Annotated in this window: 15 protein-coding genes; 9 read left to right on the top strand and 6 right to left on the bottom strand. The window is 73.1% G+C overall.

Annotation, left to right across the window (positions count from 1 at the left end; genetic code table 11):
• Positions 1–131: 131 nt before the first annotated feature.
• From ACH4TP_RS35620 to ACH4TP_RS35610, 3 genes are read left to right on the top strand one after another with little or no spacing between them, the layout of a single operon-like run.
• A complete protein-coding gene (locus ACH4TP_RS35620) occupies positions 132–704 on the top strand; it encodes an FABP family protein (protein WP_086826836.1) in 573 nt (190 codons plus the stop codon).
• Positions 705–746: 42 nt separating this feature from the next.
• The gene (locus ACH4TP_RS35615; protein WP_389236964.1) at positions 747–1,184 is read left to right on the top strand and encodes a Fur family transcriptional regulator; all 438 of its coding nucleotides are present in this window, start codon (positions 747–749) and stop codon (positions 1,182–1,184) included.
• Positions 1,185–1,194: 10 nt separating this feature from the next.
• The gene (locus tag ACH4TP_RS35610) at positions 1,195–2,160 is read left to right on the top strand and encodes a YgfZ/GcvT domain-containing protein (RefSeq protein WP_398192056.1); all 966 of its coding nucleotides are present in this window, start codon (positions 1,195–1,197) and stop codon (positions 2,158–2,160) included.
• A gap of 13 nt (positions 2,161–2,173) precedes the next feature.
• Here the strand turns inward: ACH4TP_RS35610 and dtd are convergent, their stop codons facing one another.
• A complete protein-coding gene (dtd, locus tag ACH4TP_RS35605; protein ID WP_041130415.1) occupies positions 2,174–2,599 on the bottom strand; it encodes a D-aminoacyl-tRNA deacylase in 426 nt (141 codons plus the stop codon).
• A 141-nt stretch (positions 2,600–2,740) separates the two neighbouring features.
• Here dtd and ACH4TP_RS35600 point away from each other — a divergent pair, with 141 nt between their 5' ends.
• The 4 genes from ACH4TP_RS35600 (at position 2,741) to ACH4TP_RS35585 (ending at position 7,407) form a co-directional block, all read left to right on the top strand.
• A complete protein-coding gene (locus tag ACH4TP_RS35600; protein WP_389236960.1) occupies positions 2,741–3,373 on the top strand; it encodes an ABC transporter substrate-binding protein in 633 nt (210 codons plus the stop codon).
• 55 nt (positions 3,374–3,428) lie between these two features.
• Complete coding sequence (locus ACH4TP_RS35595) at positions 3,429–4,673, top strand: GNAT family N-acetyltransferase (protein ID WP_398440218.1); 1,245 nt, start codon at positions 3,429–3,431, stop codon at positions 4,671–4,673.
• Between the two features lie 54 nt (positions 4,674–4,727).
• Complete coding sequence (locus ACH4TP_RS35590; RefSeq protein WP_389236956.1) at positions 4,728–5,351, top strand: TetR/AcrR family transcriptional regulator; 624 nt, start codon at positions 4,728–4,730, stop codon at positions 5,349–5,351.
• 82 nt (positions 5,352–5,433) lie between these two features.
• Positions 5,434–7,407 carry a HelD family protein gene (locus ACH4TP_RS35585; protein WP_398440217.1) on the top strand — a complete coding sequence of 658 codons (1,974 nt, stop codon included), beginning with the start codon at positions 5,434–5,436 and terminating at the stop codon, positions 7,405–7,407.
• Between the two features lie 190 nt (positions 7,408–7,597).
• Here ACH4TP_RS35585 and ACH4TP_RS35580 read toward each other — a convergent pair whose 3' ends face one another.
• Both ACH4TP_RS35580 and ACH4TP_RS35575 read right to left on the bottom strand, forming a co-directional pair.
• On the bottom strand, positions 7,598–9,034 hold the full coding sequence (locus tag ACH4TP_RS35580) for an MFS transporter (RefSeq protein WP_398440216.1): 1,437 nt from the start codon (positions 9,032–9,034) through the stop codon (positions 7,598–7,600).
• 90 nt (positions 9,035–9,124) lie between these two features.
• On the bottom strand, positions 9,125–9,610 hold the full coding sequence (locus ACH4TP_RS35575) for a MarR family winged helix-turn-helix transcriptional regulator (RefSeq protein ID WP_398440215.1): 486 nt from the start codon (positions 9,608–9,610) through the stop codon (positions 9,125–9,127).
• A gap of 196 nt (positions 9,611–9,806) precedes the next feature.
• Between ACH4TP_RS35575 and ACH4TP_RS35570 the strand changes: the two genes are divergently transcribed.
• Positions 9,807–10,313: a hypothetical protein gene (locus ACH4TP_RS35570; protein WP_398192067.1), complete on the top strand. Its 507-nt coding sequence runs from the start codon at positions 9,807–9,809 to the stop codon at positions 10,311–10,313.
• A 6-nt stretch (positions 10,314–10,319) separates the two neighbouring features.
• Here ACH4TP_RS35570 and ACH4TP_RS35565 read toward each other — a convergent pair whose 3' ends face one another.
• From ACH4TP_RS35565 to ACH4TP_RS35555, 3 genes are read right to left on the bottom strand one after another with little or no spacing between them, the layout of a single operon-like run.
• Complete coding sequence (locus ACH4TP_RS35565; protein ID WP_398440214.1) at positions 10,320–10,904, bottom strand: DinB family protein; 585 nt, start codon at positions 10,902–10,904, stop codon at positions 10,320–10,322.
• A 35-nt stretch (positions 10,905–10,939) separates the two neighbouring features.
• On the bottom strand, positions 10,940–11,356 hold the full coding sequence (locus ACH4TP_RS35560; protein ID WP_398440213.1) for a VOC family protein: 417 nt from the start codon (positions 11,354–11,356) through the stop codon (positions 10,940–10,942).
• Between the two features lie 10 nt (positions 11,357–11,366).
• On the bottom strand, positions 11,367–11,813 hold the full coding sequence (locus ACH4TP_RS35555; protein WP_389236944.1) for a helix-turn-helix transcriptional regulator: 447 nt from the start codon (positions 11,811–11,813) through the stop codon (positions 11,367–11,369).
• Positions 11,814–11,904: 91 nt separating this feature from the next.
• On the opposite strand from ACH4TP_RS35555, the gene ACH4TP_RS35550 reads away from it, so the two are divergent.
• The gene (locus ACH4TP_RS35550) at positions 11,905–12,306 is read left to right on the top strand and encodes a helix-turn-helix domain-containing protein (protein ID WP_389236942.1); all 402 of its coding nucleotides are present in this window, start codon (positions 11,905–11,907) and stop codon (positions 12,304–12,306) included.
• Positions 12,307–12,332: the final 26 nt, after the last annotated feature.

Below are 12,332 nucleotides of genomic sequence, written 5' to 3'. Positions count from 1 at the left end.
CTTCATGATCGCTTTCTTCGAAACCCTCCTGGTCCTGGTCGCCGTCGGCGTGATCGCCTTCGCCGGTCTGACCGTGAAGAAGCTGTACCAGGGCCAGCGGTAACCACTTCTAGAGAACGCCAGAGCTGCTCATGATCGAGATCCCGTCCGACCTCAACCCGGACCTCGTCCCCCTCGCGTTCCTGCTCGGTACGTGGGAGGGCGCGGGCGTCTCCGACTTCCCCGGTGCCGAGAAGTGCAACTTCGGCCAGTCCGTGACGTTCAGCCACGACGGCCGGGACTTCCTGGAGTACCAGTCGCACACGTGGGTCCTGGACAACGACGGCAACAAGGTCCGTCCGCTGGAGAGCGAGAGCGGCTACTGGCGGATCGACAAGGACCGCAAGGTCGAGGTCGTCATGGTCCGTGACCAGGGCGTCGTCGAGATCTGGTACGGCGAGCTCGCCGACCAGAAGCCGCAGATCGACCTGGCGACGGACGCCGTCGCCCGGACCGCGGCCTCGGGCCCGTACAGCGGTGGCAAGCGCCTCTACGGCTACGTGAAGAGCGACCTCATGTGGGTGGGCGAGAAGGCGACCCCCGAGGTCCCGCTCCGCCCGTACATGTCGGCGCACCTGAAGAAGGTCGTCACGCCGGAGGAGGTCGCGGAGATGGCCCGCAACCTGCCCGACATGCCGGACGACGGCATCGCCTTCTTCCGCTAGACACACCGGGGTGACGCGCCGCGTCCTCCTACACTGGAGGGCGTGGTGAGCACCGACTGGAAGAGCGACCTGCGGCAGCGCGGCTATCGGCTGACGCCGCAGCGTCAGCTTGTCCTGGAGGCCGTGGACAAGCTGGAGCACGCGACCCCGGACGACATCCTCGGCGAGGTCCGCAGGACGGCGTCCGGGGTGAACATCTCCACCGTGTACCGGACCCTGGAGCTCCTGGAGGAGCTCGGGCTGGTCTCCCACGCGCATCTGGGGCACGGGGCGCCGACCTACCACCTGGCCGACCGGCACCACCATCTGCACCTGGTGTGCCGGGACTGCTCCGAGGTGATCGAGGCGGACGTCGAGGTGGCGGCCGAGTTCACGGGGAAGCTCCGGGAGACCTTCGGCTTCGAGACGGACATGAAGCACTTCGCGATCTTCGGCCGGTGCCGGGACTGTTCGAACAAGGACGCCGCCGTCGAGTCGTAGGCTCTTCTGTATGAAGAGCCCTCTGTTGTCCCTGCCCGGCGCCGTCCCCGCCGAAGGCCGCGACGAAGGCGTCGCCGCGCACTACGGCGATCTCTTCCGCGAGCAGCGCGTCCTCGCCGAAGGCGACGGCTTCGTCGACCTCTCGCACCGGGGCGTCGTCGCCGTCTCCGGTGACGACCGGCTGAGCTGGCTGCACCTGCTCGTCACCCAGCACATGACCGAACTGCCGCCCGGGCAGGCCACCGAGGCGCTGATCCTCTCCGCGAACGGGCACATCGAGCACGCCCTGTACCTCGTCGACGACGGCGAGACGGTGTGGGCGCACGTCGAGCCGGGGACGCGGGCCGAGCTCATCGCGTACCTGGAGGCGATGAAGTTCTTCTACCGGGTCGAGGTCGCCGACCGGACCGAGGACTTCGCGGTCGTGCACCTCCCGGCGGGTTCCATCGCCGAGGTGCCCGAGGGCGTCGTCGTACGGGAGACCCCGCACGGCCGCGATCTGTTCCTGCCGCGCGCCGACCTGGAGTCCTTCGCGGCCTCGCACGGGCCGGCCGCCGGGATCCTCGCGTACGAGGCGCTGCGCGTCGAGGCGCACCGGCCGCGGCTCGGCTTCGAGACGGACCACCGGACCATCCCGCACGAGGTCGGCCTCATCGGCAGCGCCGTCCATCTGCAGAAGGGCTGCTACCGGGGCCAGGAGACCGTCGCCCGGGTGCAGAACCTGGGGAAGCCGCCGCGCCGCCTGGTCTTCCTGCACCTGGACGGCAGCGAGGTCCTGCTGCCCGGCCACGGCACCCCGGTCCGGCTGGCCGCCGACGGCGAGGAGGGCCGGCAGCTCGGCTTCGTGACGACGGCCGTCCGCCACCACGAGCTGGGGCCGATCGCCCTGGCGCTGGTGAAGCGGAACGTGCCGGTGGACGCCCCGCTGATCGCCGGGACGACGGCCGCCGCGCAGGAAGTGGTGGTCGAGCCCTGAGAGCCCTGGGGGCTCAGACCTCGATCAGTACCGTGAACGGGCCGTTGTTCGTGAGGGAGACGCTCATCTTCGCTCCGAAGCGGCCCGTCTCCACGTGCGCGCCGAGGGCGCGCAGCTGGGCGACGACCTCGTCGACGAGGGGTTCGGCGACCGGGCCGGGCGCGGCGGCGTTCCAGGTGGGGCGGCGGCCCTTGCGGGCGTCTCCGTAGAGGGTGAACTGGGAGATGACGAGCAGCGGCGCGTTCACGTCGGAGCACGACTTCTCGTCGTCCAGTACCCGGACGGACCAGAGCTTTCTGGCCAATTGGGCGGCCTTCTCCGGGGTGTCGTCGTGGGTCACCCCGACCAGCACGCACAGCCCTTCGCCGGTGATCTCACCGACGGTCTCCCCTGCGACGACGACACTCGCGCCGTCGACCCTCTGCACCACTGCTCGCATGGGCACCAACCTACCGAGCGGGCGGCGGGCCGAAGGACGAGGGGCCGAACGGGTGCAGAGCGCCTGCACGTGCACGGGGAGGAGTGGCACCATGCGTGTGAGGCGGTGCGGCCGACCGCACCGGTCGAGGGGACGATTCTCATGAGTGCACCTGGCACCGGGCCGACGCCGTCCGGCCCCGTACCGCTGATCCGAGTCGGTGGTTCTTCCATGACGCGCCCACCCGTGCAGCGGACCGCCGAGCCCGGGCCCGAGGCCGAGCCCGAGTGGACGGACCGGCCGCGGGCCGGCCGTCCGCAGCCCGACCTGGGGGCCCTGCGGCTGCCCGAGCTGCGCGCGCTGCGCCGGGACGCGCAGAGCGACGAGGCCGACCTGAGCTATGTGCGCCGGATGCTCCAGGGCCGGATCGACATCCTGCGGGCCGAGCTGGCGCGGCGGACCGACCCGGAGGCCCCGGTCCTCGACCGGCTCTCCGAGATCCTCGCCGACGTGCCCTCGCGGCACCGCAGTTCGGCGCGGCACGTGACGCTGTCGACGCCGCGCGGCGAGGAGTACCGGCGGCTCGCGGCCGAGATGCTGTCGGAGGTCGAGCTGTCGGACCTGTCGGCCCGCACCGACGACGAGCTGCACGCGGCGATGGGCAGGCTCGCGGGGTACGAGCAGCAGGTCTCGCGCCGCCGCCAGCACCTCCAGCGGACCGCCGACGACTGCAGCGCGGAGATCGCCCGCCGCTACCGGGAGGGCGAGGCGCAGGTCGACGACCTGCTGGCCTGAGCCGGGCACGGAAAAGCCGGTGCGGGGGCGGCACGGCCGTGCGTAGGGTCGGGGGATGACTGTCGACGTGCGCGCGGTGGCCGAGTCCGAGTTCCGGGAGTGGCAGCGGTCGCTGCGGACCGGGTTCCTCAAGGAGCCGGTCGTCTCCGACGAGGAGCTCGCCGACCGGCTGGCCCACGCGGACCTGGCGCGGACGCTCGGCGCCTTCGACCGGGACCGGATCGTCGGCACTTTCCGGTCCTTCCGGCAGGAGGTCAGCACGGTCGGCGGGGGCGGTCTCACCGCCGACGCGATCACCCAGGTCACGGTCGCGCCGACGCACCGCAGGCAGGGGCTGCTCAGCCGGATGATGTCCGCCGACCTCGCCGCCGCGAAGGAGCGGGGCGACGCGATCGCGACGCTGATCGCCGCCGAGTACCCGATCTACGGGCGGTACGGCTTCGGCCCGGCGAGCTGGATCGCCGAGTGGAGCGTGGACGTGCGTCGGGCGGGTCTCGACCCGCGCCGCTCGGGCCGCCCGGAGGACGGCGGGCGGATCGACCTGACGGACGCCGACGAGATCCGCAAGACCGGCCCCGGGCTGTACCGCCGGCTCGCCGGCGTCCGCGCCGGGCTCACCAGCCGCGACAAGGGCGACTGGGACCGCGACACCGGGCTCCGCCCCCAGCGCGCGCCGTGGCGGGAGCCGTACTACGCGATGTACCGGTCGGCGTCCGGCGAGGTCGAGGGGTACGTGGCGTACACCGCCGACGGCGAGTGGGACACCGCGAACCAGCCGCAGAACACGGCGACCGTGCGCGACCTCATCGCCGTCACCCCGGCCGCCGAGCGCGCTCTGTGGCAGTACGTGTGCTCGATCGACTGGATCGCCACGGTCCGCTCCGGCTACCGGGCGCCCGACGACCTGCTGCCGCTGCTCCTGCCCGACGCGCGCGCGGCGAAGCTGCTGACGTACTCGGACATGCTGTGGGTCCGGGCCCTGGACGTGGCCCGGCTCCTGGAGGGCCGGACGTATCCGGTGGAGGACGGCCTCGTCCTGGAGGTGCGGGACGCCGCCGGGCTCGCCGGCGGGCGTTTCCTGCTCGACGCCTCCCCGGCGGGCGCGTCCTGTGTCCCGACCACCCGCTCGGCCGATCTCGCCCTGGACGTGGCCGAGGTGGGCACGCTGGCGTTCGGTGACGAGTCGGCGGTGCGGCTGTCCCGGCTCGGGCGCGTGGAGGAGCTGACGGGCGGTGCGGCGGCCCGCGCCGACCTGCTGTTCCGCACCTCGCTGCGGTGCTTCTCGCCCGACATCTTCTGATTCCCGCTCCGCCGGGCCCTCACTAGGATGGACGCCTCTCGAAGGAGATGTCCCGTGAAGCCTGAGTACCCGGCCGGGCTGCGCGAGCGGAAGAAGGCGCGCACCCGGCAAGCCCTGTCGGACGCCGCGATCGCCCTCTTCCTGGAGAAGGGCTTCGACGGGGTCTCCGTCGCGGAGGTGGCGGCCGCCGCCGAGGTCTCGAAGCCGACGCTCTTCCGGTACTTCCCCGCGAAGGAGGACCTGGTCCTCCACCGGTTCGCCGATCACGAGGACGAGTCCGCGCGCGTGGTGGAGGCCGGGCGGGCCGAGGGCTCGGCGCCGCTCGACGCGCTGTACGCGCACCTGCTCGACGGCCTTGAGCGGCGCGATCCGGTCACCGGGCTCTGCGACGTGCCGGCCGTCCTCGCGTACCACCGGCTGCTGTACGGGACGCCGGCCCTGCTCGCCGCGATCCACGGCTACCAGCAGCGGTCGGAGGAGGTCCTCGCGCGGGCGCTGGGCGGCGACCGGCTGGTGGCGCGGCTCGCGGCCGGGCAGATCGTGGCCGTGCTGCGGATCCTGGCGAACGAGAACGTGGCCCGGCTGACGGCCGGCGAGCCGCTCGACGCGGTGGCGGGGGACGCGGTGGCGGCGGCGGGGGAGGCGTTCCGGTCGCTGCGGGAGGGGCTGCCGTACTAGCGGTGCCGTACTGGCCGCGCGGATCATGCCGTGACCAAGTAAAAAATGTAACCCAGTAACGTTTTCCGGTACGCTCGACGGAATGACGTCACTGGACCTTGAGCTCGCCCGTGAACGCTCCCACCACGACGCCTGCCGCGCCGCCCTGATCCGCATGACCGAGGACGTCGCCGAACAGGTCGTCATCGGCGAGGACGTCGCCGCCTCCGGCGCCGACGCCGAGGCGCTCGGCTACCACCTGCGCAGCCGCGCCAAGGAGATGGGCGAACAGCCGCCCGGGCCGCTGTTCTTCGGCCGCCTCGACCGCGAGGACGGCCAGATCCACCACATCGGCCGCCGCCGGATCGCCGAGCACCCCGCCGCCCCGCCGCTCGTCGTCGACTGGCGCGCGCCCGTCTCCCGCGCCTACTACCAGGCCGGCGCGCACGACCCGCAGGGCGTCCTGCGGCGGCGCCGCTTCGGCTGGGCCCCGAACAGCCGGGGCGCGACCGAGGACCTGACCGCCCTGGAGGACGAGCGGCTCGACGAAGGAGGGTCCGGCCGGGTCAGCGCTCTGCTCACCGGGGAGATCGAGCGCCCCCGCGTGGGCCCCATGCGGGACATCGCCGCCACCATCCAGCCCGAACAGGACGACCTCGTACGCTCCGAGCCCGCCGCCTCCCTGTGCGTGCAGGGCGCCCCCGGCACCGGCAAGACCGCGGTGGGGCTGCACCGGGCCGCGTACCTCCTCTACACGCATCCGCAGCGCATCCGCCGCTCCGGCCTCCTCGTCCTCGGCCCCCACCGCGCCTTCCTCTCGTACATCGCCGAAGTCCTGCCCTCGCTCGGCGAGACCGGCATCCGGCAGACCACCCTCGACGAGGAGATCGCCCGCCATCCGGTACGGGCCGAGGACGGCGGGGCCGCGGCCCTGGTCAAGCACGACGCCCGGATGGCGGGGGTGCTGCACCGCGCGCTGTACGGCAGGGTCGACCCGGCCCCGGCCGAGGACCTCGCCGTCCCCGACGGCAGGTACCACTGGCGGCTCCCGGCCGCCGAACTCGCCGCGATCGTCACGGCCGTACGGCAGGAGGCCCCGCCCTACGCCACCGGCCGCGAACGCGTCCGCTCCCGCGTCGTCCGCGCCCTCCAGCTCCGGGCCGAACGCCGCTGGGGGCCCATGGGCGCGGCCTGGGCCCGGAAGATCGAGCGGGCGCGGGCGGTGACGGCGTTCCTGGACGCGTGCTGGCCGAAGACCAGTCCGGAGGAGGTCCTCGCGGAGGTCCTGACGGACCCGGTCGACTCTGCTCTGACCGAGGCCGAGCTCGCCGCCATCCGCTGGGCGCGGCCGCCCCGCTCGTACCGCTCGGCGCGGTGGAGCGCCGCCGACCTCGTGCTCCTCGATGAGCTCGCGGGGCTCGTCGAGCGCCCCGAGAGCTACGGGCACGTCGTCGTCGACGAGGCGCAGGACCTCTCGCCCATGCAGTGCAGGGCCATCGCCCGGCGGACCGAGTTCGGTTCGCTCACGGTCCTGGGGGACCTCGCGCAGGGCACCACCCCGTGGGCGGCACGGTCCTGGGACGAGCAGCTGGCCCATCTGGGCAAGCCGGGGACGCCCGTCGTCCCGCTCACCCTCGGCTACCGCGTACCGGCCGCGATCGTCGACCTCGCGAACCGGCTGCTGCCGCAGCTCGGGGCCGATGTGCCCGCCGGGCGTTCGGTGCGCCGGGACGGCGGGGTGACGGTGCACCGGACGGCGGACCTGGCGGCCGGGGCGCGGGAGGCGGTGCGGGCGGCGCTCGCGCAGGAGGGCTCGGTGGGGGTGATCACGGCCGACGGGCTCGTGGACGCGGTCGCCGGGGCGCTGAGGGGGTGCGGGGAGCGGGTGGCCGTGCTGCCCGCGACCCTCGTGAAGGGCCTGGAGTTCGACCACGTCGTGGTCGTCGAACCCGCCGCGATCCTGACGGCCGAGGCGCGCGGCGCGAACCGGCTGTACGTGGTGCTCACCCGGGCGGTGTCGCGCCTGACGCTGGTGCACGAGGCGGAGCTGCCGGAGTGCCTCCGTACGGAGCGGTGAGTCCGGGGCCGGTACGGGCCGGGGCCGTACGCGCCTCCGGCGGGCCGAGGAGCCCCACGCGGGCGCCGGGGCCGGCCGGTCGGGCGGCGATCCCGGCGGGCCGTGCGTTCGCACACGCCCGGTTCGGCGGCGGTGACGCGTCGCCGGGCCGTCTGGAGGGAGAGCGGGGCGGCGAGGCGTCGGTCGGCTCTCACGCCGCCATGGTCAGCTGTCGGTCGTCCTCGGGGACACGGGGGCGCAGGACGGTGAAGGCGACGGCCAGGGCGAGGAGGAGGAGACCGGCGCCGACGCCGAAGGCGAGGTGGTAACCGCCGGTCAGAGCTTCGGCGTTGGGCTTTCCGGCCTTCGTCAGGGACTCGGTGCGGGCGGCGGCCAGGGTGGAGAGGACCGCGACGCCGAGGGCCATGCCGATCTGCTGGGTGGTGTTGAAGAGCCCGGAGGCCAGGCCCGCGTCCGCCTCCTCCGCGCCGGACATGGCGAGCGCGGTGAGGGCGGGGAGCGCGAGGCCGAAGCCGGCGGCGAGCAGCATCACGGGGAGCAGGTCGGTGGCGTACGAGGCGTGGACGGGGACGCGGGTCAGCAGGCCGAGGACGCCGACGAGCAGGGCGATGCCGGTGAGCAGGACGTTCCGCTCGCCGAAGCGGGCGATGAGGGGGGCCGAGGCGCCGAGGGAGACGGCGCCGACGATCAGCGCGGCGGGCAGCATCGCGAGGCCGGTCTCGGCCGCTCCGTACCCGAGGACCTTCTGCAGGTAGAGGGCGACGAGGACCTGGAAGGAGAAGAGCGCGGCGACCATCAGCATCTGGACGGCGTTCGCGCCGGCGACGGCGCGGGAGCGCAGGATCCGCAGCGGCATGAGCGGCTGCGCGGCCTTCGCCTGGCGGAGCAGGAAGCCGGCGAGGAGGGCGAGCGCGAGGGCCCCGAAGCCGAGGGTGTGCGCCGAACCCGCCCCGTACTCCTCGATCTTGACGACGGCGTAGATCCCGGCCATGAGCCCGGAGGTCACGAGCAGCGCGCCGATGACGTCGGCGCCGGCCTTCAGTCCGAGGCTCTGGTCGGCGGGGAGGGCGCGGAGGGCGACGAGGAGGGTGGCGACGCCGATCGGCAGGTTGATGAAGAAGATCCAGTTCCAGGCGAGGGCGTCGGTGAGGACCCCGCCGAGGACCTGGCCGAGGGAGGCTCCGGCGGCGCCGGTGAAGCTGAACACGGCGATGGCGCGGGCGCGTTCGCGGGGCTCGGTGAAGAGGGTGACCAGGATCCCGAGTCCCACGGCGGAGGACATCGCGCTGCCGACGCCCTGGAGGAAGCGGGCGGCGATGAGCACGGCGGGGGAGGCGGCCAGGCCGGCGAGGAGCGAGGCGGCGGTGAAGACCCCGGTCCCCGCGAGGAACATCCGCTTGCGGCCGACGAGGTCGCCGAGGCGTCCGGCGAGGAGCAGGAGCGAGCCGAAGGCGATCAGGTAGGCGTTGACGACCCAGCTGAGGCCGACGGGGGTGAAGCCGAGGTCGTTCTGCATGGCGGGCATGGCGACGGTGACGATGCTGCCGTCGAGGACGGTCATCAACATGCCGGTGGCGAGGACGCCGAGGGCGAGGTGGGCGCGGGGGCTGGTGCTGGGCGCGGGCATGGGGACATCTCCTGTTCGTCGGAGGCGACAGGAGAGACGCTAGCAGAAGGTTTTGTTGCAGACTATTTTTTACGGGAGGAGTTTGGGCCCCTATCCGCGCTGCCGGGCCCGGCGGGCGGGCGTCGGGCTCTCGACGGGAGTCTCCAGATGGCCGGTGGCCAGCAGGTTCAGGGCGCGCAGCAGGGCCTCGCGCTCCTCGTCGGGGAGGGAGGAGAGGGCGCTCTCGTGCACCCCGTCGACGATCTCCTGACTGCGCTGCGCCACCTCCGCCCCCTTCTCCGTCACCGCGATGATCCGCGCCCGCCGGTCCGTCGCCGACGGCCTCCGCTCGGCCAGCCCGGCCCCCTCCAGCGCGTCGACGGTCACCACCATCGTCGTCTTGTCCATGTCCCCGATCTCCGCCAGCTGCGCCTGCGTCCGCTCCTCCTCCAGCGCATGCACCAGCACGCAGTGCATCCGCGCGGTCAGCCCGATCTCCGCGAGCGCTGCGGCCATCCTGGTGCGGAGCACATGGCTGGTGTGATCGAGGAGGTAGGAGAGGTCGGGCTCGGTGCGGGTGGGTGCCATGGCTGTCATGCCTGCCAGGGTAGCGAGGGTGCGTTCGTTGCGGATGGTCGCGAAGCGGACGAGTGAGCCCCCGCCCTGACCCGCGCCCGGCGGGCCGGCCCGCTTCACCCGGGGCTTCGCCCACGTCCCGGGTGGGGCCCGCGCCCGCTGCCCACAGCGGGGTGGGTACCGCCACGGCGGGGGCGCGGGGCGGCATCATGGGGTCATGGCGGGATATGAGGGGAAGGATGCGGGCGCGGCCTCTCGCGCGCTGTTGTTCCTGGACGTGGACGGACCGCTGATCCCCTTCGGCGCGAGCCCCGACCCGTACCCGACGTACCCGCCCGCGCCGCCCCCGTCCGTGAGCCCGCTCCTCGCGCGGCTCGATCCCGCGCAGGGGGACCGGCTCGCGGCGCTGCCGTACGAGCTGGTGTGGGCGACCACGTGGGAGGAGGACGCGAACAGCTGGGTCGCGCCCCGCCTCGGCCTGCCGGACCTGCCCCTGGTCACCTGGGTCGACGGTCCCGAGGAACCGGGGCTCCACTGGAAGACGCCGGCCCTCGTGGCGTGGGCCGCCGGGCGGCCGTTCGTCTGGGTGGACGACGAGATCGGCGCGGCCGACCGCGCCTGGGTCGCCGCCCGCCACCCGGGCCCGGCGCTCCTCCACCGGGTGGACGCCGGGACCGGCCTCACGGCCACCGACTTCGAGGTGCTGGCGGCCTGGGCGCGGTGAAGGGGGCTACACCCCCCGCATGCCGTCGATGCGCTCGCGGAGGAGGTCTGCGTGGCCGTTGTGGCGGGCGTACTCCTCGATCATGTGGATCAGGACCCAGCGGAGTGAGACCGTGCCGCGCCAGTCGTCCTCGCCGGTGATGTCGAGGTGCGGGGCCTGGGCCGTGAAGTGGTCGGAGAAGGCCACGGCCGCGTGCCAGGCGGACCAGGCTTCCGTGATGGCGGTGGGGGAGGGGGTGGCTTCGTCGAAGTCGCCGTCGGGGGAGGTGGGGGAGGAGAAGAGGGGGAGGGCGTCCTTCTGGCCGGCGAGGATCTCGCGGAACCAGTGGCGTTCGACGTCGGCGAGGTGCCGGACCAGGCCGAGGAGGGAGAGGGTCGACGGTTCCGCCGACCTGGTCGCCAACTCCTCGTCCAGGCCGGCGCACTTCAGCACCAGCGTCGCCCGCTGGTCCGCCAGGAACCCGGCCAGCATGGGCAGTTCGTCGCCGGTCGCGGGGCCGGTGAAGCGCCCCGGGCCCGGGAGCGCCGCCTCGTCGAGGACGTCCGCGCGCCGCTGGGGCGCCACCGCGTCGTTCCGGTCGTCAACTGCCATGCCTTGCCTCCCCGTTGGGTCTTCAAGGCATCATGTCAGGCCTTCGGCTGGGCGAAGCGGATCATGTTGCCGGCCGGGTCGCGGAAGGCGCAGTCGCGGACGCCGTAGTGCTGGTCGACCGGCTCCTGGAGCACCTCGCCGCCGGCCGCCCGTACGCGCTCGAAGGTGGCGTCGACGTCCTGGGTGGAGAAGACGACGCCGCGCAGCAGGCCCTTGGCGAGGAGGTCCGTGACCGCCTTACGGTCGGTCTCCGAGGCGCCGGGGTCGGGGAGCGGGGTCTCCAGGACGACCGCCACGTCCGGCTGCTCGGGCGACCCCAGGGTCACCCAGCGCATCCCCTCGTAGCCGACGTCGTTGCGGACGTCGAGGCCGAGGGCGTCGCGGTAGAAGGTGAGCGCCTTGTCGGCGTCGTCGACGGTGATGAAGCACTGCGAGAGCTTGATGTCGTCCATGCCGTCGACGCTACGGGGACGCGTCCGGCGGCGCTTCTCCGATCCTGATCGCTTCGCCGGGCCCGCCGTTCTTCACCGGACGCGTCAGCACCTTGGCGACGCATGCCGGGATCGCCGCGTCCTCGCCGTGGCTCCGCGCCCGGTACGCGCTCGGCGTCTCGCCGACCAGTTCCGTGAAGCGCGAGCTGAACGACCCGAGCGACGTGCAGCCCACCTCGAAGCAGACCTCCGTCACGCTCAGGTCCCCCCGCCGCAGCAGCGCCTTCGCCCGCTCGACCCGCCGGGTCATCAGGTAGCTGTACGGCGTCTCGCCGAACGCGGCGCGGAAGCTGCGGGCGAAGTGCCCCGTCGACATCAGCGCGACCCTGGCCAGGGCCGGGACGTCCAGGGGGGACGCGTAGTCGCGGTCCATCGTGTCCCGCGCGCGGCGCAGTCGTTTCAGGTCGTCGAGGTCCACGGCCCCAGCATGGCACGGCCCGCGACACGCCGGGGGCGACTTTTGCAAGCAGCTGCTTGCAATAGTTAGCAGAGGGTGGCATGGTCGGGGCATGGCATCGCTCAACGTCGGCAACCTCGGCGAGTACCTCCGCGAGCAGCGGCGGACCGCGCAGCTCTCCCTGCGGCAGCTCGCCGAAGCCGCCGGGGTGTCCAACCCGTACCTCAGCCAGATCGAGCGCGGGCTGCGCAAGCCCAGCGCCGAGGTCCTCCAGCAGGTCGCGAAGGCCCTGCGGATCTCCGCCGAGACGCTCTACGTACGGGCCGGGATCCTCGACGAGAGGGAGCAGGAGGAGCTGGAGACGCGCGCCGTCATCCTGGCCGATCCCTCGATCAACGAGCGGCAGAAGCAGGTGCTGCTCCAGATCTACGACTCCTTCCGCAAGGAGAACGCCGCCGAGGCCGCCGCCGGACAGGCGGCCGCCGCGCCCGATGCCACCCCGTCTTCGAGCTAGTCCGTCGTCATCTCCGGGAGGAACAC

Source organism: Streptomyces sp. NPDC021012 (genome assembly GCF_044333355.1).
Taxonomy (GTDB): Bacteria; Actinomycetota; Actinomycetes; order Streptomycetales; family Streptomycetaceae; genus Streptomyces.
This window is presented reverse-complemented; position numbering and strand designations above follow the sequence as displayed.